The sequence below is a fragment of the Burkholderia sp. Bp8998 genome, from assembly GCF_003854235.1.
Classification (GTDB): Bacteria; Pseudomonadota; Gammaproteobacteria; order Burkholderiales; family Burkholderiaceae; genus Burkholderia.
The window spans coordinates 83,027-109,812 of the sequence record NZ_QTQF01000016.1 but is presented as its reverse complement, the minus strand read 5'-3'; the positions used below and the strand labels follow the sequence as shown (position 1 = coordinate 109,812).

The following is a 26,786-nucleotide window of genomic DNA, read 5'->3' as shown; positions in this document are numbered from 1 at the left end:
GGCTTCGTCTCCGGGGCCTTATTGGGTCGAGCCCGGTTTCTTCGGCGACACGCCTTGCTGCGCGCGGTTGCGCAGCTGCGGCTTGCCGGCGCGCGGCGCGTCGCCCTTCGCGGGGGCGGCGAGCTTCGCGGCGCGCGCGGTGTCGGTCGATTCGTCGGCCGCGGCGAACGAGGCACCGGCCGTGGCGCCTTCCGGCTTCCACACCTGGCCGATCGCGAGCGACTTCAGCTTCTTGCGGCCGCCGTACCAGAGGTTGACGATCCCGCGCGAGAAGAACACCGCGGAGAACATCGACGTGAGGATGCCGAGGCAGTGCACGATCGCGAACGCGCGAACCGGACCCGAGCCGAACGCGAGCAGCGCGAGGCCGGCGATCAGCGTCGTGACGTTCGAGTCGAGAATCGTCGCCCACGCGTGCGCATAGCCGGCCTGGATCGCGATCTGCGGCGGCTGGCCGGCGCGCAGTTCTTCACGCACGCGCTCGTTGATCAGCACGTTCGAGTCGATCGCCATACCGAGCGCGAGCGCGATTGCCGCGATACCCGGCAGCGTCAGCGTCGCCTGCATCAGCGACAGCACCGCGACGAGGAGCAGCAGGTTCACCGACAGGCCGATCACCGAGATCACGCCGAACAGCATGTAGTACGCGATCATGAACACGGCGATCGCGCAGAAGCCCCAGATCACCGAGTGGACACCCATCTTGATGTTGTCCGCGCCGAGGCTCGGGCCGATCGTGCGTTCCTCGATGATGTCCATCGGCGCGGCGAGCGAACCGGCGCGCAGCAGCAGCGCGAGGTCGGCCGCGGCCTGCGGCGTCGGCTGGCCCGTGATCTGGAAGCGGTCGCCGAGTTCGGACTGGATCGTCGCGACCGTCAGCACCTCGCCCTTGCCCTTCTCGAACAGCACCATCGCCATCGGCTTGCCGATGTTCTCGCGCGACACCGCGCGCACCGAGCGGCCGCCCGCCGAGTCGAGACGGATGTTGACCGACGGACGCTGGTGTTCGTCGAAGCCGGCCGACGCATCGATGATGCGGTCGCCGGTGAAGATCACGTCCTTCTTCAGCAGCACGGGCGCCTGGTTGCCCTGCGTGAACAGCTCCTCGCCCGGCGGCACGGGGTCGTTCGGGTTCGGGTGCGTGTTGATCGGATCGGCGAGGCGCGCCTCGAGCGTCGCGGTGCGGCCGATGATGTCCTTCGCCTTCGCGGTGTCCTGCACGCCCGGCAGTTCGACGACGATGCGGTCGCTGCCTTGCTGTTGCAGGATCGGCTCCGACACGCCGAGTTCGTTCACGCGGTTGTGGAGCGTGGTCAGGTTCTGCTTGAGCGCGGCGTCCTCGACGGCCTTCTGCACGGCCGGCGTGAACGTGCCGACGACTTGCGTGCCGCCGCCGCCGGGCTGGGTCGCCCATTGCAGTTCGGTGACCGACGCGGCGAGCACCTTGCGGGCGTCTTCCGCCGTCTGCGCATCGCTGAAGTTGACGACGACGGACTGGTCGACGCGGCTCACGCCGCCGTCGCGGATGTTCTTGTCGCGCAGCAGCGTGCGCGCGTCGGTCGCGTCGGAGTCGAGCTTCTTCGTGAGCGCGCCCGTCATGTCGACCTGGAGCAGGAAGTGGACACCGCCGCGCAGGTCGAGGCCGAGATACATCGGCAGTGCGTGCAGCGCGGTCAGCCAGCGCGGCGACGCGCTCTGCAGGTTCAGTGCGACGACGTACTGCGGATCGTTCGGATCGGCGTTCAGCGACTTTTGCAGCAGGTCCTTGACGCGCAGCTGCGTATCGGTGTCCTTCAGGCGCACGCGGATGTTCGCGTTGGATGCCGTGTTCTCGAAGGTGACGTCGTCCGGCGTGATCTGTGCCGCGGCGAGCGCGGATTCGACCTGGGTCAGCGTGGTCGAGTCGAGCTTGACCGTGGCCTTGCCGCTCGACACCTGCACCGCCGGCGCTTCGCCGAAGAAGTTGGGCAATGTGTACAGAAGGCCGATGGCGAGCGCCACGACCATCACGACATATTTCCAGAGTGGATAACGATTCATGAGGGGGCCGAACGGGTGGTTGGCGTGAAAGCGTCGCGTCCGGCGCCGCGGCGGCGCGCTCTCTCAGGCGGGCACGACGCGGGGAGCCGGACGCTCGGTGAAAGCCTTACAGCGACTTGATCGTGCCCTTCGGCAGAATGGTCGTGACGGCAGCCTTCTGCACGGTGATTTCGGTGCCTTCGGCGATTTCGACGCCGATGTAGCCTTCGGTGACCTTCGTCACCTTGCCCACGAGGCCGCCGCTCGTGACGACTTCGTCGCCCTTGGCCATGGCCGCGAGCATGTTGCGGTGCTCCTTCTGACGCTTCATCTGCGGACGGATCATGATGAAGTAGAGCACGGCAAACATCAGGATGAGCGGCAGGAAGCTCATCAGGCTCGATTCGGCGCCACCGGCACCTTGCGCGAAGGCATTGGAAATGAACGGCACGTTGGTCTCTCCGTAGGGGAAGATCGAAAAATAAGCCGGTTATTCTACCACCGGCCCCATGCGCAAACGGCTCGGCAAATGCGCTTTCGGATCAAGCTGTTAAAGCGTGAAACGGCACCGCTGCGACTCGTTTGGAAAGGCAATTGTAATATTGGGTGGTCGCGACCGGCACCCGGAACGCGTTATTTAGTACACGTCCTATGTGACGGACCGTCGCGCGGGCCGCCGGGCGCCGGCCCGTCAGTCGACCCCTCTCGCGCGATCCTCCTCGAAGCGCTGGCGGAATGCGTCGAACGTGTGGGTCTCGATCGCGTCGCGGATCTCGCTCATCAGCTGCAGGTAGTAGTGCAGGTTGTGGATCGTGTTGAGCTGCGCGCCGAGAATCTCGCCGACGCGGTGCAGGTGGTGCAGGTAGCCGCGCGAGAAGTTCTGGCACGTGTAGCACGTGCAGCTCGCGTCGAGCGGCTTCAGCGAATTCTTGTGCGTCGCGTTGCGGATCTTCACGTCGCCGAAGCGCGTGAACAGCCAGCCGTTGCGCGCGTTGCGGGTCGGCATCACGCAGTCGAACATGTCGATGCCGTTCGCGACGCCCTCGACCAGGTCCTCCGGCGTGCCGACGCCCATCAGGTAGTGCGGCTTGTTGGCCGGCAGCTTCGGGCCGACGTGCTGCAGCACCCGCATCATGTCTTCCTTCGGCTCGCCGACCGACAGCCCGCCGATCGCGAGGCCGTGGAAGCCGAGCTCCGACAGGCCCGCGAGCGATTCGTCGCGCAGGTCCTCGAACATCCCGCCCTGGACGATCCCGAACAGCGCATTCGGGTTGCCGAGCCGGTCGAACTCGTCGAGCGAGCGCTTCGCCCAGCGCAGCGACATGCGCATCGACTCGGCCGCTTCCTTGTGCGTGGTCGGCACGCCGTTGGTCGCGTACGGCGTGCATTCGTCGAACTGCATCACGATGTCGGAGTTCAGCACCTTCTGGATCTGCATCGATACTTCCGGCGACAGGAACAGCTTGTCGCCGTTGATCGGCGATGCGAACGTCACGCCGTCCTCGGTGATCTTGCGCAGGTCGCCGAGCGAGAACACCTGGAAGCCGCCCGAGTCGGTCAGGATCGGCTTGTTCCAGCCCATGAAGCCGTGCAGGCCGCCGTGCGCGTCGATCGTGTCGAGGCCCGGGCGCAGCCACAGGTGGAACGTGTTGCCGAGGATGATCTGGGCCTTGATCTCGTGCAACTCGCGCGGCTGGATCGCCTTCACGGTGCCGTAGGTGCCGACCGGCATGAAGATCGGCGTCTCGACCACGCCATGGTTGAGCTTCACGCGGCCGCGGCGCGCATGGCCGTCGGTCGTCAGCAGTTCGAATTCGAGCCCGTTTGCCGGGCGGTCCTGTACGGGGGCGTGCGTATCGTGGGATGAACCTTCGGTCATCGCGTCATTCTCCTTGCCACCGGGCTGCTCTGCATGGGACCAGAGTAACCGCTAAAGCGCTAACTCTGGATCGCAAGTCCGGCGCATGTTGGAAACGCCGCCGGCAAGCCGGCGGCGGGGGAAAGCGGGCGTACGCCATCGGCGCGCGCAGCGGGAAAACGGGTGCAACGGCGGCTGCGCGGTCGCGGGCAGGTGCGTCTTCGTACCTGCCGCGCCTACGCGCGCGGCGCCTCCGGCGTGTCGCGCCGCGTGAGCAGCATCGCGTCGCCGTAGCTGAAGAAGCGGTAGCGTTCGTCGATCGCATGCCGGTACGCGGCGCGGATCGTCTCGACGCCCGCGAACGCGGACACCAGCATCAGCAGCGTCGACTTCGGCAGGTGGAAGTTCGTGACGAGCCGGTCGACGATCCGGAAGCGGTAGCCGGGCGTGATGAAGATGTCGGTCTCGGCCTGCGTCGCCGCGAGCGGGCGCCCGGCTTCGGCGGCGCTGCGCGCCGCGGCTTCGAGCGCGCGCATCGACGTTGTGCCGACCGCGATCACGTTGCCGCCGCGCGCATGGGTCGCGGCGATCTTGTCGACGAGCGACTGCGGCAGGTCGTACCACTCGCTGTGCATCCGGTGCTCGGCGATGTTCTCGACGCGCACCGGCTGGAACGTGCCGGCGCCCACGTGCAGCGTCAGCGTTGCACGCTCGACGCCCATCGCGTCGAGTTTCTCGAGCAGCGGCTGGTCGAAATGGAGGCCGGCCGTCGGCGCGGCGACCGCGCCCGGGTTGCTCGCATAGACGGTCTGGTAGCGCGTCTCGTCGTTCGCGTCGGCGTCGTGCTCGATGTACGGCGGCAGCGGCAGGCGGCCGTGCTGCTCGATCAGCGTGAGGCACGGCGCCGGGAAATGCAGCGTGAAGAACGGCTCGACACGCTCGCCGACCGTCACGTCGAACGCATCGGCGAGGCGCAGCGTCGTGCCGGCGCCCGGCGACTTGCTCGCGCGGATCTGCGCGAGCGCGGTGTGCGTGCCGGTCACGCGCTCGATCAGCACCTCGATCTTGCCGCCGCTGGCCTTCTGGCCGAAGAAGCGCGCCTTCAGCACCTTGGTATCGTTGAACACGAGCAGGTCGCCGGGCGCGATGCACGACGGCAGCTCGGCGAAGCGGCGATCGACGAGGCGCGCGGGCTCGACGGTGCCATCGACCTCGAGCAGGCGGCTCGCGGTGCGCTCGGGCAGCGCGGTTTGCGCAATCAGCTCGGGTGGCAGATTGAAATCGAAATCGGAAAGCGTGAACATGCGGGCTGGTTCGAAACGGCCGGCGGGCGCCGCCGACAGGGCGGAAACGCATAAATGGGGCGCGCGAGCCGCTATGATGGCGGGATGCGCGGCCTGGCCGGCGTCGTTCGTTCGGACGACGTGAAAGCCGCTATTGTACTTGCCTTGCGAAGCACCCAGACGATCCGATGCCTGTGTCACCACGCCGTTCCACCGCCGCCGTTGCCGATTCCGCCGATCCGTTCGACGCGGACGATGCCGCATTACCCGCGCAAAGCGCGGGGGAGCGCGGTTCCGTGGCCCGCGCGGAGCCGCGCAGTGCCGCGCCGCGCCGCGCGGGCCCGAAGCGCGGCGCCGACGGGCGGCTCGCACAGCCGGCCGCCGCCGCGCCCGGGGTCGAACCGGGCGCGGGCGGTGACGAAGCGGGCGAAGCGGGTACATCCGGCACGAAACGCAAGAAGAAGCCGGCCGCCGACAAACCCGTGAAGACGGCCGACAAGCTCGCGAAGCTCGGCCTCACGCGCTCGATCGATCTCGTGCTGCATCTGCCGATGCGCTACGAGGACGAAACCACGCTCACGCCGATCGGCGAACTGCTGCCGGGCGGCATCGCGCAGACCGAGGGCGTCGTGTTCGACAACGAGGTCGCGTACCGGCCGCGTCGGCAACTCGTCGTGAAGATCCAGGACGACGACGGCGAGCAGCTCGTGCTGCGCTTCCTCAATTTCTACGGCTCGCAGGTCAAGCAGATGGCCGTCGGCCAGCGGCTGCGCGTGCGCGGCGATGTGCGCGGCGGCTTCTTCGGGATGGAGATGGTGCATCCGGCGGTGCGCGTCGTCGAGGCGGGTGCACCGTTGCCACAGGTGCTTACACCCGTCTATCCGAGCACGGCCGGCGTGTCGCAGGCGTATCTGCGCAAGGCGATCGAGAACGCGGTCGAGCGCACGCCGCTGCCGGAGCTGCTGCCGCCCGAGATCGAGCGCGACTACCTGAAGCCGCTCGGGGTGCCGACGCTCGCGCAGGCCGTGCGCGTCCTGCACCACCCGGGTGTCGACTCCGACGAAGCCGCGCTGATGGACGGCTCGCATCCGGCCTGGACGCGCATCAAGTTCGAGGAGCTGCTCGCGCAGCAGCTGTCGCTCAAGCGCGCGCACGAGGAGCGCCGCACGCGCGCGGCGCCCGCGATGCCTCGCCGCACCGCGGCCGATGCCGACGCGCTGACGACGCGCCTCTACGCGGCGCTGCCGTTCACGCTGACGGGCGCGCAGTCGCGCGTCGTCGACGAGATCGCGCACGACCTCACGCTCGCGCATCCGATGCAGCGGCTGCTGCAGGGTGACGTCGGCAGCGGCAAGACGGTCGTCGCGGCGCTGGCCGCGACGCAGGCGATCGACGCCGGCTACCAGGCCGCGCTGATGGCGCCGACCGAAATCCTCGCGGAACAGCACGCGCGCAAGCTGCGCGCGTGGCTCGAGCCGCTCGGTGTATCGGTCGCATGGCTCGCGGGCAGCCTGAAGGCGAAGGAGAAGCGCGCGGCGATCGAGGCCGCGGCGCTCGGCACCGCGCAGCTCGTGATCGGCACGCACGCGATCATCCAGGACACCGTCGAATTCGCGCGGCTCGGCCTCGTGATCGTCGACGAGCAGCACCGCTTCGGCGTCGAGCAGCGTCTCGCGCTGCGCGCGAAGGCCGCGAACGCGGCCAACGGTGCGCGCGATTTCCAGCCGCACCAGCTGATGATGTCGGCCACGCCGATCCCGCGCACGCTCGCGATGACGTATTACGCGGATCTCGAGGTGTCGACGATCGACGAACTGCCGCCGGGCCGCACGCCGGTGCTGACGCGTCTGGTCGGCGATGCGCGGCGCGAGGAAGTGATCGCCCGCGTGCGCGAGGCCGCGCTGACCGGACGCCAGGTGTACTGGGTGTGCCCGCTGATCGAGGAGAGCGAGACGCTGCAGCTGCAGACCGCCGTCGAAACCTACGAGACGCTCGCCGCGGCGCTGCCCGAACTGAAGGTCGGGCTCGTGCACGGGCGGCTGTCGCCGGCCGACAAGGCAGCCGTGATGGAGGCCTTCACGCGCAACGACGTACAGTTGCTCGTCGCGACGACCGTGATCGAGGTCGGCGTCGACGTGCCGAATGCGTCGCTGATGGTGATCGAGCATGCGGAGCGCTTCGGCCTCGCGCAGCTGCACCAGCTGCGCGGCCGCGTCGGGCGCGGCACCGCGGCGTCGGTATGCGTGTTGTTGTACACGGGCCCGCTGTCGCTCACCGGGCGCGAGCGGCTGAAGACGATGCGCGAGACGACCGACGGCTTCGAGATCGCGCGGCGCGACCTCGAGATCCGCGGCCCCGGCGAATTCCTCGGCGCGCGCCAGTCCGGCGCGGCGATGCTGCGCTTCGCGAACCTCGAGACCGACGGCTGGCTGATCGACCCGGCCCGCGACGCGGCGGCGCGACTGATCGCCGCGTATCCCGACGTGGTCACGCAGCATCTCGCGCGCTGGCTCGGCGCGCGGGAGCAATATCTGAAAGCTTGATTCCAGGGTCGGATTTAAAACCGCCATTCAGCGCTTATTCGGCGCGTCGCGATGCAGAGAAACTTGGCGAACCGGTGCCAACGGGTGTATAAATTAAACCTATCGCCTGTATATCCCTGATTGACCCACAATGACCCTGACTGAATTGAAATACATCGTCGCGGTCGCGCGCGAACGGCATTTCGGTCGCGCGGCCGAAGCATGCTTCGTGAGCCAGCCGACGCTATCGGTGGCGATCAAGAAGCTGGAAGACGAGCTCAACGTGCAGATTTTCGAGCGCGGCGCGAGCGAAGTGAGCGTGACCCCGATCGGCGACCAGATCGTCACGCAGGCACAGCGCGTGCTCGAGCAGACCTTCGCGATCAAGGAGATCGCGAAACAGGGCAAGGACCCGCTTGTCGGCCCGTTCCGTCTCGGCGTGATCTACACGATCGGGCCGTACCTGCTGCCGACGCTCGTCAAGCAGATGATCCAGCGCGTGCCGCAGATGCCGCTGATGCTGCAGGAGAACTACACGCTGAAGCTGCTCGAACTGCTGAAGCAGGGCGAGATCGACGCCGCGATCATGGCGCTGCCGTTCCCCGAAACCGGCCTGATGGTGCGGCCGCTGTACGACGAGCCGTTCGTCGTCGCGCTGCCGGCAGGGCACCCGTGGGAGAAGCGCGACGAGATCGATGCCGAGGACCTGAAGCAGGAAACCATGCTGCTGCTCGGCAACGGCCATTGCTTCCGCGATCACGTGCTCGGCGTGTGTCCGGAGCTGATGCGTTTCTCGCAGACGGCCGACGGCATCCAGAAGACCTTCGAGGGCTCGTCGCTCGAGACGATTCGCCATATGGTCGCGAGCGGGGTCGGCATCACGGTGCTGCCGCGGATGTCGGTCGCCGAGGTCGGACCGCGCGCGAACGGCCCCGACGCCGAGCTGCTGTCGTACGTGCCGTTCAACGAACCGGTGCCGGATCGCCGCGTCGTGCTGGTGTGGCGCAAGAGCTTCACGCGGATGCCCGCGATCGACGCGATCAGCGAGGCGATCGCCGCGTGCGATCTGCCGGGCGTCGCAAAGCTCGACATGCCTGCGACGATGAACTGAGCGGGGCGCGGCGCGCTTGAAGACGGCCGATGGACGGGGTCTTGCGACCCCGTTTATTTTTCCCTATCGAATAGATAAAAGTAATCAAATTCAAATATTCGATAGATGAAAATAGAATCCTCTACATGGATCGGCGTCGGATCGACGGTCCGGTCCGCACGTTGAATGCAAGCGTCAAAGGAGGATGTCATGATGCGGTCGGTATTGCAGCACGCGCAGCGGAACATCCCGTCGCGCGATGAGGTCGTAACTCGCGCCAGGGCCGCGGCCCGCAGCCTGCGCCCGATTGCGTTCGCGTACCTGGCGGACCGTGTGTATGGCGGATGAGTGCCGCCGCGCTGGTCCTGTGTTCCCCCGATTCACCCGCCGTCCAGCCATGAGGGAGCATTGCATGTCCGAAGTCCGGAAAACCGCGCGTACCGCCGGCGCAGCGCCGGCCGGTCGCGGATTCCTGGAGCGCCCCGCCTGCGGCGCTTCGCAACGGGAACGCGCATCGAAGGCCCCGCACGACATCCCGTAGTACGACAGGAGGACCAACCTGTTCCGTTTCTTACCCCCGCAATGACACCCCACGAACCGCGCGGCACGATGCCGGGCCCGGTCGGTGGGGCACATGAGCAAGCCTAGGAGAAAACGCATGTCGAACGAAAAGAAGTGCCCGTTCAATCACACCGCAGGCAGCGGCACGTCGAACAAGGACTGGTGGCCGAACCAGCTGAACCTGAACATCCTGCACCGGCACTCGGCACTGTCCGATCCGATGGACAAGGATTTCGACTACGCGGAAGCGTTCAACAAGCTCGACCTCGCGGCGGTGAAGCGCGACCTGCAGGCGTTGATGACGACGTCTCAGGACTGGTGGCCGGCCGACTTCGGCCACTACGGCGGCCTGTTCATCCGGATGGCCTGGCACAGCGCCGGCACGTACCGGACCGCCGACGGCCGCGGCGGCGCGGGCGGCGGGCAGCAGCGCTTCGCGCCGCTGAACAGCTGGCCGGACAACGGGAACCTCGACAAGGCACGCCGGCTGCTGTGGCCGATCAAGCAGAAGTACGGCCGCAACATCTCGTGGGCCGACCTGCTGATCCTGACCGGCAACGTCGCGCTCGAATCGATGGGCTTCAAGACTTTCGGTTATGCGGGCGGCCGGGTCGACACGTGGGAACCGGACGACGTCTACTGGGGTTCGGAAAAGATCTGGCTGGAACTGAGCGGCGGCCCGAACAGCCGTTACTCGGGCGACCGTGACCTCGAGAACCCGCTCGCGGCCGTGCAGATGGGTCTCATCTACGTGAACCCGGAAGGCCCGGACGGCAACCCCGACCCGGTCGCGGCGGCACGCGACATCCGCGAGACGTTCGCGCGGATGGCGATGAACGACGAAGAGACGGTCGCTCTGATCGCCGGCGGCCACACGTTCGGCAAGACGCACGGCGCGGGCCCCGCATCAGCCGTCGGTCCGGAGCCGGAAGCGGCGGGCATCGAGCAGCAGGGGCTCGGCTGGAAGAGCACGTACGCATCGGGCAAGGGCCAGGACGCGATCACGAGCGGCCTCGAAGTCACGTGGACGTCGACGCCGACGAAGTGGAGCAACGACTTCTTCAAGCATCTGTTCAGCTACGAATGGGAACTGACGAAGAGCCCGGCCGGCGCGCACCAGTGGGTCGCGAAGGGCGCCGACGAAGTGATTCCGGATGCGTTCGACGCGTCGAAGAAGCATCGCCCGACGATGCTGACGACCGACCTGTCGCTGCGTTTCGACCCGGCCTACGAGAAGATCTCGCGCCGCTTCTACGAGAACCCGGCCGAGTTCGCCGACGCGTTCGCGCGCGCCTGGTTCAAGCTCACGCACCGCGACATGGGGCCGCGTGCGCGCTATCTCGGCCCGGAAGTGCCGGCCGAGCAACTGTTGTGGCAGGACCCGATCCCGGCCGTCGATCACCCGCTGATCGATGACGCGGACGTCGCGGCGCTGAAGGCGAAGGTGCTCGCGTCCGGCCTGTCGGTCGCGCAGCTCGTGTCGACCGCATGGGCGTCGGCCTCGACGTTCCGCGGTTCGGACAAGCGCGGCGGCGCGAACGGTGCGCGCATCCGCCTGGCACCGCAGAAGGACTGGGACGTGAACCAGCCGGCGGCGCTCGCGAAGGTGCTCGAGACGCTCGAAGGCGTGCAGAAGGCGTTCAACGATGCGCAGACGGGCGGCAAGAAGGTGTCGCTCGCCGACCTGATCGTGCTCGCGGGTGCGGCCGGCGTCGAACAGGCCGCGAAGAATGCGGGTGTCGCGGTGACGGTGCCGTTCGCACCGGGCCGGATGGACGCATCGCAGGCGCAGACCGACGTCGAGGCGATGGCCGTGCTCGAGCCGGTTGCGGACGGCTTCCGCAACTACCTGAAGCACCCGTACAAGACGCCGGCCGAGGCGCTGCTGGTCGACAAGGCCCAGTTGCTGACGCTGAGCGGGCCGGAGCTGACGGTGCTCGTCGGCGGCCTGCGTGTGCTCGGCGGGAACGTCGGCGACGCAAAGCATGGCGTGTTCACCGATCGTCCGGGCTCGCTGACCAACGACTTCTTCGTGAACCTGCTCGACATGGGCACGGAGTGGAAGCCGGTGTCGGCCGCGAACGACGTGTTCGAAGGGCGTGATCGGGCGACGGGCCAGGTCAAGTGGACCGGCACGCGCGTCGACCTGATCTTCGGTTCGCATTCGCAGCTGCGTGCGCTGGCCGAGGTGTACGGCAGCGCGGACGCGAACGAGAAGTTCGTACGCGATTTCGTCGCGGCCTGGAACAAGGTGATGAACCTCGACCGCTTCGACCTCGCGTGAATGTCGTGATGCGTTAGCACAGTCACGTTGCAATGTGGAGCGGCCGGTCGCACGACCGGCCGTTTTTTCTTCCGATTCAATATCTTGTCGAAGGAGTGACGACCATGACGCAAATGATGCTGAACATGCGCGCCGCGTTTACGCCGGCCGAGTGGGCGCGCCGTATCGTCGGTTTCGCGATCGTCATCGGCGGTGCGGCCGAGCTGGTCGCGCAGGCGCTGCATGCGCTCGCGCCGATCGTCTCGAGTGCCGGCGGCTGAGCGCAGCGATTCGTTCGTCGCGCCAGGCCGGCAAGTCGCGAACGGATGCCGCGCGACGCGGCATGCGGATTGCTCGACGCATTTTCGCCGGTTCACATTTCGAATGAGGAGTCCCGAAGATGGCCAGGAAAGGCAACGCCACGCAGATCAACATCGGCATCAGCGACAAGGACCGCAGGAAAATCGCGGACGGCCTGTCGCGCCTGCTTGCCGATACGTTTTCGCTGTACCTGAAGACCCACAACTTCCACTGGAATGTCACGGGTCCGATGTTCAACACGCTGCACCTGATGTTCGAGGAGCAGTACAACGAACTGTGGCTCGCGGTCGATTCGGTCGCCGAACGCATTCGCACGCTCGGCGTCGTCGCGCCGGGTACGTTCGCGGATTTCGCGAAACTGTCGTCGGTGCCGGAAGCGAACGGCGTGCCGGCCGCCGAAGAGATGATCCGCCAGCTTGTCGAAGGGCACGAGACGGTCGTGCGCACAGCGCGCGAAATCTTTCCGATCGCCGATGCGGCGAGCGACGAGCCGACCGCCGACCTGCTGACGCAGCGCCTGCAGACGCATGAAAAGACCGCGTGGATGCTGCGGTCGCTGCTCGCGTAAGGTCGGTGCGGCCAGTCGCGCGCTGTGGCCGGCATCAGCAGGTGATCAGCGGGTGATCAGCGGGGTATCCCGGCATCAAGCCGGGGCCGCGCTGCCGGCATCGGATCGCATTTCGACCAGGGGCGGATGGGTGCCGCCACGCATCTGTCCCTTGATCGACGCGCGGGCCCGTCCAGCCGCTTGCAGCGGGCTCGGACGGCCGACGCGCGGGCCGCGCCACCCGGCCGCGGGCCGTCCCGACATGACGCGAACCGCCGCTCGGCTCTAAAATGCCGGGATTCTCTTCCCGGTGCTTCGCCATGCTTGCCCGCTTTCCCCTGTATCTGCGGCTCGTCCGGATGGACAAGCCGATCGGCAGCCTGCTGCTGCTCTGGCCGACGCTCAATGCACTGTGGATCGCGTCGGACGGCCATCCGCGCTGGCCGCTGCTCGTGATCTTCGCGCTCGGCACGCTGCTGATGCGCTCGGCCGGCTGCGCGATGAACGACTATGCCGACCGCGATTTCGACCGTCACGTGAAGCGCACGGCCGACCGGCCGCTGACGTCGGGCAAGATCCGCGCATGGGAAGCTGTCGCGATCGCGGTGGTGCTGGCCTTCATCTCGTTCCTGCTGATCCTGCCGCTCAATACGCTGACGAAAGAGCTGTCGGTCGTCGCGCTGTTCGTCGCCGGCTCGTATCCGTTCATGAAGCGTTTCTTCGCGATTCCGCAGGCCTATCTGGGCATCGCGTTCGGCTTCGGCATCCCGATGGCGTTCGCGGCCGTGCAGGACACGGTGCCGGCGATCGCGTGGGTGATGCTGGTCGCGAACATCTTCTGGTCCGTCGCGTACGACACCGAATACGCGATGGTCGATCGCGACGACGACATCAAGATCGGCATCCGCACGTCCGCACTGACGTTCGGCCGGTTCGACGTCGCGGCCGTGATGCTGTGCTACGCGGCGACGCTCGGCATCTACGTGTGGATCGGCGTGACGCTCGGCTTCGGCCTCGCGTACTGGGCCGGCTGGGCGGCTGCGGTCGGCTGCGCGCTGTATCACTACGCGCTGATCAAGGACCGCGAGCGGATGCCGTGCTTCGCGGCGTTCCGGCACAACAACTGGCTCGGCGGCGTGCTGTTCGCCGGGATCGCCGTGCATTACCTGCTGGCAGGGAGCTGAGTTTCCCGATCCTCACCGCAGGCGGTATGCGGTGCGGAACGCGATACCAACAAAAAAGCGGCCTGGGCCGCCTTTTTTGTTGTGCGTGCACATCAGCATGACGGGGCAGGGCGTCCGACGCGTGCAGCGAGCGCTGGGCCGGCACCGCCGGCGCGCTTACGCGCGGCCGAGCTCGTCGCCCATTTCCTTCGCGCGTGCCTCGGCTGCCAGCGCGCCGCGCACGATCGCTTCCTTGACGCCCTGCGCATCGAACGACGCGAGCGCGGCGGCCGTCGTGCCGCCCTTCGACGTCACGCGCTCGCGCAGCACGCTCGCCGGTTCGCCCGATTGCGCGGCAAGCTGCGCGGCACCCGCGAAGGTCGCGACCGCGAGCGCGCGGCCCTGTTCGTCGTTCATGCCGAGGCGGCGCGCGGCTTCCTGCAGCGCTTCGATGAAATAGAACACGTAGGCCGGACCGCTGCCCGAAATCGCCGTGACGGCATCGAGCTGCGCTTCGTCGTCGAACCAGACGATCTCGCCGACCGCGCCGAGCACGTTCGACGCGAGCTCGCGACCGGCCGCGTCGACGCCCGGCAGCGCGGCGAGACCCGTCACGCCCATGCCGACCAGCGCGGGCGTGTTCGGCATCGTGCGCACGACGCGCGCGTAGTCGCCGAGCCAGCGTGCGAGGTCGGTGCCGCGGATGCCGGCCGCGATGCTGATCACGAGCTGCGACTTCAGCTGCGGCGCGAGCGCCTGCGCGACGTCCTTCAGCACCTGCGGTTTCACCGCGAGCACGATCGCGTCGTAGTCCGCGAGCGTCGCGTCGACGGCCGCGCCGGTGCGGATGCCGAATTGCTGCGCGGCGCGCGCGCGGACGTCCTCGTTGACGTCGATGGCATACAGGCCGTCAGCGGCGACGCCGCGCTTGACCAGGCCGCCGATCAGGGCCGCGGCCATGTTGCCGCCGCCGATGAATGCGATTTTCATGATGTCGGATTGAGCGAGTGAGTGAACGGAAAGGCGAAAAGGGGCGGCGCTCAGTGCGAATAATCGCGTGCGCCGAAGATCGCGGTGCCGACGCGCACGATCGTCGCGCCTTCGAGCACCGCGGCCTCGAGATCGGCGGACATGCCCATCGACAGCGTGTCGAGCGGCAGGCCTTCCGCACGCAATGCATCGAACAGCGCACGCAGCGCGCGATGCGGCGCGCGTTGCGCGTCGGTATCGCCGGCCGGCTCGGGAATCGCCATCAGCCCGCGCAGGCGCAGTGCCGGCAGCGCGGCGACCGCGCGCGCGACGTCGGCCACGTCGGCCGGCGCGACGCCGCTCTTCGACGCCTCGCCGCTGATGTTCACCTGCACGCATACGTTCAGCGGCGGCAGGTGCGCGGGGCGCTGTTCGGCGAGGCGCTGCGCGATCTTCAGCCGGTCGATCGAATGGACCCAGTCGAACCGTTCGGCGACCGGGCGCGTCTTGTTCGATTGCAGCGGCCCGATGAAATGCCATTCGAGCGCGGCGCGGAGATCCGCGAGCGCGTCGATCTTGTCGATCGATTCCTGTACGTAGTTCTCGCCGAACGCGCGTTGTCCGGCCGCATGCGCGGCGCGCACGTCGTCGGCGGGAAACGTCTTCGACACGGCGAGCAGCGAGACGGTGGCGGGATCGCGGCCGGCCGCGCGGGCGGCGTCGGCGATGCGGCGGTGAACGGAGTCGAGACGGGCGGCGAAATCGGACATGACGGGCGCGGAAGCAGGCACGGGAAGCGAATGCGGCGGTGAATACCGCGGCGGATGCGGCACGGCACGCGCCGCATCGATTCGCCCATTATACGGACCGGATGCCGTGCGCGACCGGCCGGGCCGGCACCGCGCTAGCCGTACAGCAGATGCTCGACGAGCTGGATCCAGTGTGCGACCGGAATCTGCGTGCCGCTCTGCAGATGGGCGATGCAGCCGACGTTGCCGGACACGATCATCTGCGGCTCGAGCGCCTGCAGCTTCAGCAGCTTCTGCTTGCGCAGCCGGTACGACAGCGACGGCTGCGTCAGCGAATAGGTGCCGGCCGACCCGCAGCACAGATGGCTGTCGGCCGGCAGCCGCACGTCGATGCCGAGCGTCTCGAGCAGGCGCTCGACCTTGCCGCGCGACTGCTGGCCGTGCTGCAGCGTGCACGGCGGGTGGTACGCGACGGTATGGATCGCGCGGCGCCGCGCGAGCGTCGCGAGCTCGGCCTCGAACGCGAGCAGCACGTCGGAGATGTCGCGCGTCAGCGCGACGATGCGTTGCGCCTTCTCCGCATAGGCCGGGTCGTCGCGCAGCAGGTGCGCGTATTCGAGCACCGTCGCGCCGCAGCCCGATGCGTTCATCACGATCGCCTCGGCGCCTTGCTCGACGTACGGCCACCATGCGTCGATGTTGCGCCGCGCGTCGGCGAGCGCTTCGTCGTGGTAGTTCAGGTGCAGGCGGATCGCGCCGCAGCAGCCCGCGTCGGGCGCGACGACCGTCTCGACGCCGAGCGCGTCGAGCACGCGCGCGGTCGCGATGTTGATGTTCGGCAGCATCGACGGCTGCACGCAGCCCGCGAGCATCAGCATCTTGCGCGGATGCGTGCGCTGCGGCCATTCGAGCAGCCTCGTGCGCGGCGGCACCTTGTCGCGCAGCCGCTTCGGCAACAGTGGCCGCACGTGCTGGCCGAGCCGCATGATCGGCGAGAACAGCGCCGCGTTCGGCACGACGCTCGCGAGCAGGCGGCGCACGAGCCGCTGCTGCACGGGGCGCTGCACTTGCGCCTCGACATGCTTGCGGCCGATTTCGACGAGCCGGCCGTACTGGACCCCCGACGGGCAGGTCGTCTCGCAGCTGCGGCAGGTGAGGCAGCGGTCGAGGTGCTGCTGCGTGCTGCGCGTGACGGGCGCGCCTTCGACCATCTGCTTGATCAGGTAGATGCGGCCGCGCGGGCCGTCGAGTTCGTCGCCGAGCAGCTGGTAGGTCGGGCACGTCGCGGTGCAGAAGCCGCAATGCACGCACTTGCGCAGGATCGCGTCGGCCTCGTCGCCGTCGGGCGTATTGCGGATGAAATCGGCGAGGTTCGTTTGCATCGCTCAGAGCTCAGAGATCCGGGTAGAGCCGGCCGCGGTTGAAGATGCGTGCGGGATCGAATGCAGTCTTCAGCCCGCGGTGAATTTTCATCAGCGGCGCGGGCAGCGGCGTGAACACGCCCGCGCTGCGGTCGTAGGATTCGCCCGCGCGGAACAGCGTCGCATGGCCGCCGGCCTGCTTCGCGCTCATGCGCACCGTCTGCGCGTCGGCGTCGGTGATCCACCAGCGCTGCGCGCCGCCCCATTCCATCAGCTGGGTGCCGGGCAGGTGCATCGGTTCGGTGATCGACGGCAGCGCGAGCCGCCACAGCGCATAACCGGGCGGGATGCCGTTGAAGAACGGGTCGGTGTGCTCGCGCAGGCCGGCCCAGAAGCGCTCGGCCTCGACCGCGTCGACGACTTCTCCGCCGAGCAGCGTCTTCGCCGATTTCACGGCGGCTTCCGCACCGGACAGCCGCAGCACGAGCGTGCCGTTGCGCCAGCCGCTCGCGCTGACGGGCAGCGGATGGCCGCCCCATTCGTTGAGCTTGCGCACCGCGTCGGTCGCGCTCATCTCGAACTTCAGCGTGACTTCGGCGACCGGCACCGGCAGCACCTTGATCGACAGGTCGAGCATCAGCCCGAGCGTGCCGAGCGCGCCAGCCATCAGCCGCGACACGTCGTAGCCGGCGACGTTCTTCACGACCTGCCCGCCGAAGCGCAGCACTTCGCCGCGGCCGTTCATCAGCGTGACGCCGAGCACGAAATCGCGCGGCGCGCCGCAGGTCGCGCGGCGCGGGCCTGCGAGGCCCGCCGCGATGCAGCCGCCGACGGTGGCCGCGCGGCCGAAGTGGGGCGGCTCGAACGGCAGCATCTGGCCGCACTCGGCGAGGACGGTTTCAAGCTGCGCGAGCGGCGTGCCCGCGCGGACCGTGACGACGAGTTCGGCCGGGTCGTACGACACGACGCCCTGAAACGCGCGCGTGTCGAGTATTTCGCCGTCCAGCGCCTGGCCATACCAGTCCTTGGTGCCGCCGCCGCGAATCCGCAGCGGCCGGCCGTCGGCACTGGCGGCACGGATGCGCTCGGCCCAACCGGCGACGATGTCGTCCTCTTCCATGTTCTGTTGCTGCCTCGTTGTTGTCCGGTCGATTGTACCGGGGTGGCGCGAATCCACATCGCGACTATCCCTAAGCCCTGTATCGCGCAGGCATGCAGGCGCCGCCGCGCGCACGGCCGGCGCGGGCAGGGCGGTTCGCCGCGGCCCACGCATCGGCACGGGCCGCGCAACCGCGCGGCGCTCAGAAGCGCGGCAGGTCGGGGTGCGGCAGCAGCCCCCCGCGCACGTGCTGGCGGCCGTACTCCGCGCAGCGCGCGCGGGTCGGGATGCCCTTGTCGGGGTTGAGCAGCCCGGCCGGATCGAACGCGCGCTTGACCGCGAAGAACGCATCGCGCTCCTGCGGCGAGAACTGTACGCACATCGAATTGAGTTTTTCGATGCCGACGCCGTGCTCGCCCGTCACGCTGCCGCCGAATTCCACGCAGCATTCGAGGATTTCCGCACCGAACTGTTCGGCGCGGTGCAGCTCGTCCGGATCGTTCGCGTTGTAGAGGATCAGCGGATGCATGTTGCCGTCGCCGGCATGGAACACGTTGATGCAGCGCAACCCGTAGCGCGTCTCGAGTTGTTCGATGCGGGCGAGCAGCGGGCCGATCGCGCGGCGCGGCACGGTGCCGTCCATGCAGTAATAGTCGGCGGAAATGCGCCCGGCGGCCGGGAACGCGTTCTTGCGGCCCGACCAGAAGCGCAGCCGCTCGCTCTCGTTGCGCGAGACCTGGATACGCGTCGCACCGTGCTCGCGCAGCACGGCCGTCATGCGGACGACTTCCTCGGCGACTTCTTCGGGCGTGCCGTCCGATTCGCACAGCAGGATCGCCTTCGCGTCGAGGTCGTAGCCCGCATGGGTGAACGCCTCGACGGCCTGGGTGGCCGGCTTGTCCATCATCTCCAGCCCGGCCGGGATGATGCCCGACGCGATGATCGCGGCGACCGCCTCGCCGCCCTTCACGACATCGTCGAAGCTGGCCATCACGAGCTGTGCGGTCTGCGGCTTCGGGATCAGCTTCACCGTGACTTCGGTGACGATCGCGAACATCCCTTCGCTGCCGATCATCACCGCGAGCAGGTCGAGGCCCGGCGCGTCGAGGCCGAGCGAGCCGAACTCGACGATTTCGCCGTCGATCGTGACCGCGCGCACGCGCATCACGTTGTGCACCGTCAGCCCGTATTTCAGGCAATGGACGCCGCCGGAATTTTCAGCGACGTTGCCGCCGATCGTGCACGCGATCTGCGATGAAGGATCGGGCGCGTAATACAGCCCGTAAGGCGCGGCGGCTTCCGAAATCGCGAGGTTGCGCACGCCGGGCTGCACGGTGGCCGTGCGCGCGTACGGGTCGACCTCGACGATGCGCGTGAAGCGCGCGAGCGACAGCACGACGCCGTTCACGATCGGCAGCGCGCCGCCGGACAGGCTCGTGCCCGCGCCGCGCGGCACGATCGGCACTTCCATGCGGCGGCAGATCTGCACGATCCGCTGCACCTGCGATTCGGTTTCGGGCAGCGCGACCGCGAGCGGCAGGCGGCGGTACGCGGACAGGCCGTCGCATTCGTACGGCGCGGTGTCTTCGTCGCGGAACAGCAGGCAATGCGTCGGCAGCACGGCCATCAGCGCCTGCACGACTTCGCGCTGGCGCTGCGCGCGGGTCGCGCTCGATAGTTCGACGGAAGCGTTCATTCAGTCTCCTGCGGGAGGTGCGTCATCGCTGCGCCGTGTCAGCACGTGAAGATCTTGCCCGGATTCATCAGGTTGCGCGGATCGAGCGCAAGCTTGATCGCACGCATCGCGTCGATCGCGTCGTCGCCGTGCTCCTTCGGCAGGAAGCGCATCTTGTGCAGCCCGACGCCGTGTTCGCCGGTGCACGTGCCGCCGAGGCGCAGCGCGCGCTCGACGATCCGGTCGTTGATGCGTTCGGCTTCGTCGATTTCCTCGGGCTTGTCGGGATCGATCAGGATCGCGACGTGGAAATTGCCGTCGCCGACGTGACCGACGATCGGGCAGGGCAGCGTCGATGCGCGCAGGTCGGCTTCGGTCTCCTCGACGCACGCGGCGAGTTGCGAGATCGGCACGCACACGTCGGTCGTCACCGCGCGGCAGCCGGGCTTCAGCTGCAGCATCGCGAAGTACGCGTTGTGGCGCGCGGCCCAGAGCCGCGTGCGGTCCTCGGGGCGGGTCGCCCATTCGAAGCCCTGGCCGTTGTTCTGGCCCGCGAGCGCCTGCACCAGCTCGGCCTGTTCCTTCACGCCCGCCTCGGTGCCGTGGAATTCGAAGAACAGCGTCGGCGCTTCGGCGAGCGTCAGGTTCGAGTGGCGGTTGATCGAGCGCACCGCGAGCGAGTCGACGAACTCGACGCGTGCGATCGGCACGCCGATCTGGATCGTCTCGATCACGGTGCGCACCGCGTCGCTCATCGACGGGAACGTGCAGATCGCGGCCGACACGGCTTCGGGCAGCGGATGCAGGCGCAGCGTGATCTCGGTGATCACGCCGAGCGTGCCTTCGGAGCCGACGAACAGTCGCGTGAGATCGTAGCCGGCGGACGACTTGCGCGCACGCGAGCCCGTCTTTACGACGCGGCCGTCGGCGAGCACGGCAGTCAGGCCCAGCACGTTCTCGCGCATCGTCCCGTAGCGCACGGCGTTGGTGCCCGATGCACGGGTCGCGGTCATGCCGCCGATGCTGGCGTCGGCGCCCGGATCGATCGGGAAGAACAGGCCGGTGTCGCGCAGCGCTTCATTGAGCGCCTTGCGCGTGATGCCCGGTTCGACCGTGACCGTCAGGTCTTCCGCGTTGATCGACAGCACGCGGTTCATTTCCGACAGGTCGAGCGAGATGCCGCCGCGCACGGCGAGCAGGTGGCCCTCGAGCGACGAGCCGGCGCCGTACGGGATCAGCGGCACGCTGTAGAGCGCGCACAGCGACACGACTTCGCGGACTTCATCGGCGTTGCGGGCGAACACGACGGCGTCGGGCAGTTGCGGATCGAACGGCGATTCGTCGCGGCCGTGATGGGCGCGGACGGCGTCGGCGGTCGACACGCGCTCGCCGAAGGCGGCGCGCAGCGCATCGAGGATGGCGGGAGGCAGCGGGCGGCGCGCGGTGGCCGGCGAGGCAGGGTGATTCACGAATGTCTCCTGACGACTGCTTGTCAAACTTTCGGCCCATTCTACGCTGGAACACCCGCTGCGCCTGCCGCCGCGGGCTGCGATAATCGCGTTTCAACCCAACCGGGCCGCATCGCGGCCGCGCACGAGAGGACATTCGCATGGGCAACCGCTTGAGCAAGATCGCGACGCGCACGGGCGACGACGGCACCACCGGCCTCGGCGACGGACGGCGCATCGGCAAGGACGACGCGCGGATCGCCGCGATCGGCGACGTCGACGAACTGAACTCGAATCTCGGCGTGCTGCTCGCCGAACCGCTGCCGGACGACGTGCGCACGGCGCTCGTCACGATCCAGCACGACCTGTTCGATCTCGGCGGCGAGCTGTGCATTCCCGGCCATGCGGTGCTCGACGACACGCACCTCGCGCGCCTCGACCGGTGGCTGGCCGACTACAACGCGACGCTGCCGCCGCTGAAGGAATTCATCCTGCCGGCCGGCTCGCGTGCGGCGTCGCTCGCGCACGTGTGCCGGACGGTGTGCCGGCGCGCGGAGCGCTCGATCGTCGCGCTCGGGCGTACGGACACGCTCAATGATGCGCCGCGGCGTTACGTGAACCGGCTGTCGGACCTGTTATTCGTGCTGGCGCGCGTGCTGAACCGCGCGGATGGCGGCTCGGACGTGCTGTGGGAGCGCGGGCGCGTCCGCTGACGCCCGGGGTCGTTTTTCCGCACTGCGACAATTTGCCCGAGGGGCGTCGATTTTTAAAGATGTATTATATGTGCATGTTTAACGGAGAACGAACATGACCCACATCACCGCTGATCAGATGGCTCGCGTGAAGGCCACTGCCCCTGTCCTCGCCGTGCATGGCGCGACGATCACGAAGCATTTCTACCAGCGCATGTTCGCGCGGCATCCGGAACTGAAGAACCTGTTCAACCAGACGCACCAGAAGACCGGCAGCCAGCCGGAAACGCTCGCGAAGGCGGTCTATGCGTACGCGGCGAACATCGACAACCTCGGCGCGCTCGGCGGGGCGGTGTCGCACATCGCACACAAGCACGCGAGCCTGAACATCCGCCCCGAGCATTACCCGATCGTCGGCGAGAACCTGCTCGCGTCGATCGTCGAAGTGCTCGGCGACGCGGTCGATGCGGAGACGCTCGAGGCATGGCGCGTTGCGTACGGCCAGCTCGCGCAGATCCTGATCGGCGCCGAGGCCGACCTGTACGCGGGCGCCGCGTGGAGCGGCTTCCGTCCGTTCAAGGTCGCCCGCAAGGTGCGTGAAAGCGACGAGATCACGTCGTTCTACCTGACGCCCGCCGACGGCGGCGAGGCGCCGACCTTCGAGCCGGGCCAGTACATCACGGTGAAGCGCTTCGTCGGCGATCTCGGCGTCGACCAGCCGCGTCAGTACAGCCTGTCCGACGCGCCGCACGGCAAGTGGCTGCGCATCTCGGTGAAGCGCGAGGCCGGCCAGCCGGAAGCGATCCCGGCCGGCAAGGTGTCGACGCTGATGCATGACGGCGTGGAGGAGGGGGCGATCGTCGAGGTGACCGCGCCGATGGGCGAATTCTCGCTGAAGCGCGGCGTCGATACGCCGGTCGTGCTGATCTCCGGCGGCGTCGGCCTGACGCCGATGGTGTCGATGGCATCGACGCTGGCCGGCGAAGGCAGCAAGCGTGAGGTGCGGTTCGTCCACGCCTGCCGGTCGGGCGCGGTGCATGCGTTCCGCGACTGGCTGAACGATACGGTGCGCGAACACGCCAACTTCAAGCGCACGGTGCTGTACGAGCTGGTGGGCCCGGACGACCGGGTCGGTGTCGATCACGAACTCGAAGGGCGCCTGACGCCGGAACGCGTGAAGCAATATGCGCTGGTGCCGGATGCCGACTACTACATCTGCGGCCCGATCGCGTTCATGAAGGCACAACGTGACGCACTGGTCGCGCTCGGCGTCGCGCCGGAGCGCATCAATACCGAGATCTTCGGCTCGGGCGCGCTCGAGTGAGAGCCTGACGGCCGGTTTCGGCCACGGCAATGAGAAAGCCCGGCGTGAGCCGGGCTTTGCTTTTGTCGCGGGCAGCGCATCACGCGCGCAGCATCAGCGTGGCGTGATAGCGCCACACTTTGGGATCTGCGCTGACGAGTGGCATGCCTTCATGGAGCGCCTGAGCGACCATCACGCGGTCGAACGGATCAGCATGATCCGAAAAATCGGGCAGTGCGGCGACGCCTTCGACGTGATCGCTGCTGATCGGCAACTCCGCAAATCCTGCGAGCCGGAACGCCGAACGTGCATCGCGCGGATGAACGGGCAGATTGCCGTTGCGATATTTGATCGCGATTTCCCAGATGGACGCGGCGCTGACGTACAGCGTGTTCTCGGGATGCTCGATCAACGCGACCGCGGTCGCCGAAAGTTGAGGCGCCCCTTCGGCGGCCCAAAGTGCGATATGCGTATCGAGCAGCAGCTTCACGGTGCGAGTCCTTCTGCCGAGCTCGCGTCGAAGTCGGCGGCGATCGATTCATCGCCGGCATTGAATGCCTCGACCGTCGTCGGGATGTTCAACCCGGCAAGCAACTGGCGGGCGGCGCCGATCCGCTTCGGCGCCACGTAAGGCACGATCCGTGCGACCGGATGACCGTTGCGGGCGATCACGACTTCGGATTCCCGCCCCAATTCAAGCGCCTCGACGAGGCTTGAGAGCCGCGACTTGGCATCGTGCATATTGACGGTCGCCATGATCGTCCCTGGTTAGCTAGATGATGTTAGCTAGTCTAGCAGAGCGAAACGACAACCGCAGGCTGACTGCATGGCCAACCCGCCGTCAGGCGGGGTCATGCGGTCGGCCTGTCTGCGTGCGTCAGTTGCCGCTGCCGCGCGCGACGCGGCGTGCCTTCACCGATTCCGCGAGGCCTTCGAGCACCTTCACGCTGTCGTCCCATGCGATGCACGCGTCGGTGATGCTCTGGCCGTAGGTCAGCGGGCAGCCTTCCTTCAGGTCCTGGCGCCCCTCGACAAGGTGCGACTCGATCATCACGCCGACGATGCGCTCGTCGCCGGCCGCGACCTGGCGGCCGATGTCCGCGCACACGGGAATCTGGTTCTCGTGTTTCTTCGAGCTGTTCGCGTGGCTCGCGTCGATCATCAGGCGCGCGGCGAGGCCGGCCTTGCCGATGTCCGCGCATGCGGCGTTCACGCTGTCCGCATCGTAGTTCGGCGTCTTGCCGCCGCGCAGGATCACGTGGCAGTCCTCGTTGCCGGCCGTCGACACGATCGCCGAGTGGCCGCCCTTGGTCACCGACAGGAAATGGTGCGGCTGCGACGCGGCCTTGATCGCGTCGACCGCGATCTTCACGTTGCCGTCGGTACCGTTCTTGAAGCCGACCGGGCACGACAGCCCCGACGCCAGCTCGCGGTGCACCTGCGACTCGGTCGTGCGCGCGCCGATCGCGCCCCACGAGATCAGGTCGGCGATGTACTGCGGGCTGATCATGTCGAGGTATTCGGTCGCGGCCGGCAGCCCCATCTCGTTGATCTGCAGCAGCAGTTCGCGCGCGGTGCGCAGCCCTTCGTTGATCTTGAAGCTGTTGTCCAGGTGCGGATCGTTGATGAGCCCCTTCCAGCCGACCGTCGTGCGCGGCTTCTCGAAGTACACGCGCATCACGATCTCCAGTTCCCCCTTGAAGCGCTCGCGCTCCTTCACGAGCCGACCCGCATACTCGATCGCCGCCTTCGTATCGTGGATCGAGCACGGCCCGATCACGACGATCAGCCGGTCGTCCATCCCGTGCAGGATGCGGTGCATCGACTGGCGCGAGTTGTAGATCAGCTCGGATGCGGCCTCGGAGCACGCGAATTCGCGGATCAGGTGGGCGGGCGGCGTCAGTTCCTTGAGCTCACGAATGCGGACGTCGTCGGTGTTGTGCGGGGGCATGCTGTTTCTCCTTTTTCCGGGCGCCGTTCGGTCAGTGCGCGTGCGGCAGATTCATCAATTCAAGCGATTCAGTGATTTCGGTCGGGGCCGCGGGATCCGCTGCGGCGGCGACCGGGTGGCGAAGGGCGAAAAAAAACCGCCGGGTTCGCCGGCGGTTTTTTCGGGAATTTCGGTTGCGCTTTACGCGCCATCAACCCTCTCGATCCGCCAGCGGTCTGAGATGCCAAAAAAAGTAAAAATAAAACTTGGCGGACATGACGGAGATTCGGTTCGTCAAAAAAGTTGATTCAGAATTTATACCCCGTCGCCGTGCGGCTGGCAATCGGGGGCGCTCAAAAATGCGGACAATCCGCGCGCTTTTATCAAAATACGCGGATTGTCTGCGTCGCGATGCGGTTATGCCGTACCGCCGACCGTCATCTTGTCGATCCGCAGGGTCGGCTGGCCGACGCCGACCGGCACGCTCTGGCCTTCCTTGCCGCACACGCCGACGCCCGAGTCGAGCGACATGTCGTTGCCGATCATGCTCACGTACTTCAGCGACTCCGGGCCGCTGCCGATCAGCGTCGCACCCTTCACCGGGTAGGTGACCTTGCCGTTCTCGATCATGTATGCCTCGGACGCCGAGAACACGAACTTGCCGTTCGTGATGTCGACCTGGCCGCCGCCGAAGTTCACCGCGTACAGGCCGTTCTTCACCGACGCGATGATTTCCTGCGGATCCTTGTCGCCGTTCAGCATGTACGTGTTGGTCATGCGCGGCATCGGCAGCGCCGCATAGGACTCGCGCCGCGCGTTGCCGGTGACGGGCATCTTCATGAGGCGCGCGTTCAGCGTGTCCTGGATGTAGCCCTTCAGGATGCCGTCCTCGATCAGCGTCGTGCACTGCGTCGGGTTGCCTTCGTCGTCGATGTTCAGTGAGCCGCGGCGATTCGGCAGCGTGCCGTCGTCGACGACGGTCACGCCTTTCGCGGCGACCTGCTCGCCGATCCGGCCGGCGAACGCCGACGAGCCCTTGCGGTTGAAGTCGCCCTCGAGGCCATGGCCGATCGCCTCGTGCAGCAGCACGCCCGGCCAGCCCGGCCCGAGCACGACCGTCATCGCGCCGGCCGGCGCGGGGCGCGCGTCGAGGTTCACGAGCGCCGCGTGCACGGCGTCGTCGACGTAGCGCGACAGCACGTCATCGGTGAAGTAGCCGTAGTCGAAGCGGCCGCCGCCGCCGCCGGAGCCGATCTCGCGGCGGCCGTTCTGTTCGGCGATCACCGTGACCGACACGCGCACGAGCGGCCGGATGTCGGCCGCGAGCGCGCCGTCGCTGCGCGCGACCAGCACGACGTCGTATTCGCCGGCGAGGCCCGCCATCACCTGCGTGACGCGCGGATCGCGGCCGCGCGCCATCTGCTCGATGCGCTCGAGCAGCTTGACCTTGGCGGTCGCGTCGAGCGACGCGAGCGGATCGGACGGCAGGTACAGGTCGCGGCCCGAGATGCCCTTCAGCGACGTCGCCGCCTTGATCTTCTGGCGGCCGCCGCCGGCCGCCGCGATCGCCTTGGTGGCCGCGGCCGCCTGCGCGATGGCTTCCGGCGACAGGTCGTCCGAGTACGCGAACGCGGTGCGGTCGCCCGCGACCGCGCGCACGCCGACGCCCTGGTCGATGCTGAAGCTGCCCGACTTCACGATGCCTTCCTCGAGGCTCCACGCTTCGCTGCGGGTCGCCTGGAAGTACAGGTCCGCGTAGTCGACGCGATGCGTGAAGATGTCGGCGATCGTGCGCGTGAGCAGGCTCTCGTCGAGGCCGTACGGCGTGAGGAGGATGTCCTTCGCCAGCGCGAGATTGCGGATGCCGGGTTCGATGATGTTCATGCGGGTATCGAGGGTTCTCAAAAAGTTGTCGGGTGCGTTCTGGGCAGAT

The 26,786-nt window shown here is 67.6% G+C and carries 23 protein-coding genes; 9 read left to right on the top strand and 14 right to left on the bottom strand.

All coding sequences use genetic code 11. The annotated features are described in order from the left end of the window. Positions 1 to 18: 18 nt before the first annotated feature. From secD to queA, 4 genes are all read right to left on the bottom strand, one after another. Positions 19 to 2,040, bottom strand: a complete 2,022-nt coding sequence (secD, locus tag DIE06_RS17685; protein WP_124662515.1) for a protein translocase subunit SecD — start codon at positions 2,038 to 2,040, stop codon at positions 19 to 21. 106 nt (positions 2,041 to 2,146) lie between these two features. Next, positions 2,147 to 2,470 carry a preprotein translocase subunit YajC gene (yajC, locus tag DIE06_RS17680; protein WP_006476868.1) on the bottom strand — a complete coding sequence of 108 codons (324 nt, stop codon included), beginning with the start codon at positions 2,468 to 2,470 and terminating at the stop codon, positions 2,147 to 2,149. Between the two features lie 240 nt (positions 2,471 to 2,710). After that, complete coding sequence (gene tgt, locus DIE06_RS17675; RefSeq protein ID WP_124662514.1) at positions 2,711 to 3,898, bottom strand: tRNA guanosine(34) transglycosylase Tgt; 1,188 nt, start codon at positions 3,896 to 3,898, stop codon at positions 2,711 to 2,713. A gap of 215 nt (positions 3,899 to 4,113) precedes the next feature. Further along, a complete protein-coding gene (gene queA / locus DIE06_RS17670; RefSeq protein ID WP_124662513.1) occupies positions 4,114 to 5,181 on the bottom strand; it encodes a tRNA preQ1(34) S-adenosylmethionine ribosyltransferase-isomerase QueA in 1,068 nt (355 codons plus the stop codon). A 167-nt stretch (positions 5,182 to 5,348) separates the two neighbouring features. Between queA and recG the strand changes: the two genes are divergently transcribed. The 6 genes from recG to ubiA all read left to right on the top strand — a co-directional run bounded on the left by recG (position 5,349) and on the right by ubiA (position 13,648). Further along, positions 5,349 to 7,703 carry an ATP-dependent DNA helicase RecG gene (gene recG, locus DIE06_RS17665; RefSeq protein WP_124662512.1) on the top strand — a complete coding sequence of 785 codons (2,355 nt, stop codon included), beginning with the start codon at positions 5,349 to 5,351 and terminating at the stop codon, positions 7,701 to 7,703. 130 nt (positions 7,704 to 7,833) lie between these two features. Further along, entirely contained in the window at positions 7,834 to 8,793 is a 960-nt protein-coding gene (locus DIE06_RS17660; protein WP_124662511.1) for a hydrogen peroxide-inducible genes activator, read from the top strand. A 637-nt stretch (positions 8,794 to 9,430) separates the two neighbouring features. After that, positions 9,431 to 11,617: a catalase/peroxidase HPI gene (gene katG, locus DIE06_RS17655; RefSeq protein WP_124662510.1), complete on the top strand. Its 2,187-nt coding sequence runs from the start codon at positions 9,431 to 9,433 to the stop codon at positions 11,615 to 11,617. 104 nt (positions 11,618 to 11,721) lie between these two features. Then, complete coding sequence (locus DIE06_RS38310) at positions 11,722 to 11,877, top strand: hypothetical protein (RefSeq protein WP_185733419.1); 156 nt, start codon at positions 11,722 to 11,724, stop codon at positions 11,875 to 11,877. Positions 11,878 to 11,996: 119 nt separating this feature from the next. Beyond that, positions 11,997 to 12,485: a non-specific DNA-binding protein DpsA gene (gene dpsA, locus DIE06_RS17650; protein ID WP_059465436.1), complete on the top strand. Its 489-nt coding sequence runs from the start codon at positions 11,997 to 11,999 to the stop codon at positions 12,483 to 12,485. Between the two features lie 299 nt (positions 12,486 to 12,784). After that, on the top strand, positions 12,785 to 13,648 hold the full coding sequence (gene ubiA / locus DIE06_RS17645; protein WP_124662509.1) for a 4-hydroxybenzoate octaprenyltransferase: 864 nt from the start codon (positions 12,785 to 12,787) through the stop codon (positions 13,646 to 13,648). 156 nt (positions 13,649 to 13,804) lie between these two features. Here the strand turns inward: ubiA and proC are convergent, their stop codons facing one another. From proC to DIE06_RS17615, 6 genes are all read right to left on the bottom strand, one after another. Then, on the bottom strand, positions 13,805 to 14,617 hold the full coding sequence (gene proC, locus DIE06_RS17640) for a pyrroline-5-carboxylate reductase (RefSeq protein ID WP_124662508.1): 813 nt from the start codon (positions 14,615 to 14,617) through the stop codon (positions 13,805 to 13,807). Between the two features lie 50 nt (positions 14,618 to 14,667). After that, the gene (locus DIE06_RS17635) at positions 14,668 to 15,366 is read right to left on the bottom strand and encodes a YggS family pyridoxal phosphate-dependent enzyme (protein ID WP_124610520.1); all 699 of its coding nucleotides are present in this window, start codon (positions 15,364 to 15,366) and stop codon (positions 14,668 to 14,670) included. 134 nt (positions 15,367 to 15,500) lie between these two features. Beyond that, on the bottom strand, positions 15,501 to 16,727 hold the full coding sequence (gene glcF / locus DIE06_RS17630; RefSeq protein ID WP_124662507.1) for a glycolate oxidase subunit GlcF: 1,227 nt from the start codon (positions 16,725 to 16,727) through the stop codon (positions 15,501 to 15,503). A gap of 10 nt (positions 16,728 to 16,737) precedes the next feature. Next, positions 16,738 to 17,826, bottom strand: a complete 1,089-nt coding sequence (gene glcE / locus DIE06_RS17625) for a glycolate oxidase subunit GlcE (protein WP_124662506.1) — start codon at positions 17,824 to 17,826, stop codon at positions 16,738 to 16,740. A gap of 181 nt (positions 17,827 to 18,007) precedes the next feature. Then, positions 18,008 to 19,501, bottom strand: a complete 1,494-nt coding sequence (locus tag DIE06_RS17620) for an FAD-linked oxidase C-terminal domain-containing protein (protein WP_124662505.1) — start codon at positions 19,499 to 19,501, stop codon at positions 18,008 to 18,010. 38 nt (positions 19,502 to 19,539) lie between these two features. Further along, the gene (locus tag DIE06_RS17615) at positions 19,540 to 20,949 is read right to left on the bottom strand and encodes an FAD-binding oxidoreductase (protein ID WP_124662504.1); all 1,410 of its coding nucleotides are present in this window, start codon (positions 20,947 to 20,949) and stop codon (positions 19,540 to 19,542) included. Positions 20,950 to 21,089: 140 nt separating this feature from the next. Here DIE06_RS17615 and DIE06_RS17610 point away from each other — a divergent pair, with 140 nt between their 5' ends. Together DIE06_RS17610 and hmpA are read left to right on the top strand one after the other, a co-directional pair. Then, positions 21,090 to 21,641, top strand: a complete 552-nt coding sequence (locus tag DIE06_RS17610; RefSeq protein ID WP_124662503.1) for a cob(I)yrinic acid a,c-diamide adenosyltransferase — start codon at positions 21,090 to 21,092, stop codon at positions 21,639 to 21,641. Positions 21,642 to 21,735: 94 nt separating this feature from the next. Further along, positions 21,736 to 22,944 carry an NO-inducible flavohemoprotein gene (hmpA, locus tag DIE06_RS17605; protein WP_124662502.1) on the top strand — a complete coding sequence of 403 codons (1,209 nt, stop codon included), beginning with the start codon at positions 21,736 to 21,738 and terminating at the stop codon, positions 22,942 to 22,944. Between the two features lie 79 nt (positions 22,945 to 23,023). Here hmpA and DIE06_RS17600 read toward each other — a convergent pair whose 3' ends face one another. The 3 genes from DIE06_RS17600 to aroG form a co-directional block, all read right to left on the bottom strand. Then, positions 23,024 to 23,413: a type II toxin-antitoxin system VapC family toxin gene (locus DIE06_RS17600; RefSeq protein ID WP_124662501.1), complete on the bottom strand. Its 390-nt coding sequence runs from the start codon at positions 23,411 to 23,413 to the stop codon at positions 23,024 to 23,026. After that, on the bottom strand, positions 23,410 to 23,679 hold the full coding sequence (locus DIE06_RS17595) for a type II toxin-antitoxin system Phd/YefM family antitoxin (RefSeq protein WP_124662500.1): 270 nt from the start codon (positions 23,677 to 23,679) through the stop codon (positions 23,410 to 23,412). Before DIE06_RS17595 ends, DIE06_RS17600 begins: the two co-directional genes overlap by 4 nt. Positions 23,680 to 23,800: 121 nt before the next feature. After that, positions 23,801 to 24,874 carry a 3-deoxy-7-phosphoheptulonate synthase AroG gene (gene aroG / locus DIE06_RS17590; RefSeq protein ID WP_059465445.1) on the bottom strand — a complete coding sequence of 358 codons (1,074 nt, stop codon included), beginning with the start codon at positions 24,872 to 24,874 and terminating at the stop codon, positions 23,801 to 23,803. On the opposite strand from aroG, the gene DIE06_RS17585 reads away from it, so the two are divergent. Beyond that, the gene (locus DIE06_RS17585; RefSeq protein WP_185733418.1) at positions 24,873 to 25,160 is read left to right on the top strand and encodes a hypothetical protein; all 288 of its coding nucleotides are present in this window, start codon (positions 24,873 to 24,875) and stop codon (positions 25,158 to 25,160) included. The two genes, aroG and DIE06_RS17585, sit on opposite strands and share 2 nt — an antisense overlap. Positions 25,161 to 25,270: 110 nt before the next feature. Here the strand turns inward: DIE06_RS17585 and tldD are convergent, their stop codons facing one another. Then, entirely contained in the window at positions 25,271 to 26,737 is a 1,467-nt protein-coding gene (gene tldD / locus DIE06_RS17580; RefSeq protein ID WP_124498250.1) for a metalloprotease TldD, read from the bottom strand. Between the last annotated feature and the right edge of the window lie 49 nt (positions 26,738 to 26,786).

Excerpts from the sequence above, each read along its gene's own strand:
- ubiA (WP_124662509.1), top strand. The coding sequence starts at position 12,785 with ATGCTTGCCCGCTTTCCCCTGTATCTGCGGCTCGTCCGGATGGACAAG.
- DIE06_RS17660 (WP_124662511.1), top strand. The coding sequence starts at position 7,834 with ATGACCCTGACTGAATTGAAATACATCGTCGCGGTCGCGCGCGAACGG.
- hmpA (WP_124662502.1), top strand. The coding sequence starts at position 21,736 with ATGACCCACATCACCGCTGATCAGATGGCTCGCGTGAAGGCCACTGCC.
- DIE06_RS17595 (WP_124662500.1), bottom strand. The coding sequence starts at position 23,679 with ATGGCGACCGTCAATATGCACGATGCCAAGTCGCGGCTCTCAAGCCTC.
- DIE06_RS38310 (WP_185733419.1), top strand. The coding sequence starts at position 11,722 with ATGACGCAAATGATGCTGAACATGCGCGCCGCGTTTACGCCGGCCGAG.
- glcE (WP_124662506.1), bottom strand. The coding sequence starts at position 17,826 with ATGGAAGAGGACGACATCGTCGCCGGTTGGGCCGAGCGCATCCGTGCC.
- DIE06_RS17585 (WP_185733418.1), top strand. The coding sequence starts at position 24,873 with ATGCTGTTTCTCCTTTTTCCGGGCGCCGTTCGGTCAGTGCGCGTGCGG.
- tgt (WP_124662514.1), bottom strand. The coding sequence starts at position 3,898 with ATGACCGAAGGTTCATCCCACGATACGCACGCCCCCGTACAGGACCGC.
- queA (WP_124662513.1), bottom strand. The coding sequence starts at position 5,181 with ATGTTCACGCTTTCCGATTTCGATTTCAATCTGCCACCCGAGCTGATT.
- katG (WP_124662510.1), top strand. The coding sequence starts at position 9,431 with ATGTCGAACGAAAAGAAGTGCCCGTTCAATCACACCGCAGGCAGCGGC.
- proC (WP_124662508.1), bottom strand. The coding sequence starts at position 14,617 with ATGAAAATCGCATTCATCGGCGGCGGCAACATGGCCGCGGCCCTGATC.
- aroG (WP_059465445.1), bottom strand. The coding sequence starts at position 24,874 with ATGCCCCCGCACAACACCGACGACGTCCGCATTCGTGAGCTCAAGGAA.
- DIE06_RS17635 (WP_124610520.1), bottom strand. The coding sequence starts at position 15,366 with ATGTCCGATTTCGCCGCCCGTCTCGACTCCGTTCACCGCCGCATCGCC.
- DIE06_RS17610 (WP_124662503.1), top strand. The coding sequence starts at position 21,090 with ATGGGCAACCGCTTGAGCAAGATCGCGACGCGCACGGGCGACGACGGC.
- glcF (WP_124662507.1), bottom strand. The coding sequence starts at position 16,727 with ATGCAAACGAACCTCGCCGATTTCATCCGCAATACGCCCGACGGCGAC.
- secD (WP_124662515.1), bottom strand. The coding sequence starts at position 2,040 with ATGAATCGTTATCCACTCTGGAAATATGTCGTGATGGTCGTGGCGCTC.
- dpsA (WP_059465436.1), top strand. The coding sequence starts at position 11,997 with ATGGCCAGGAAAGGCAACGCCACGCAGATCAACATCGGCATCAGCGAC.
- recG (WP_124662512.1), top strand. The coding sequence starts at position 5,349 with ATGCCTGTGTCACCACGCCGTTCCACCGCCGCCGTTGCCGATTCCGCC.
- tldD (WP_124498250.1), bottom strand. The coding sequence starts at position 26,737 with ATGAACATCATCGAACCCGGCATCCGCAATCTCGCGCTGGCGAAGGAC.
- DIE06_RS17620 (WP_124662505.1), bottom strand. The coding sequence starts at position 19,501 with ATGAACGCTTCCGTCGAACTATCGAGCGCGACCCGCGCGCAGCGCCAG.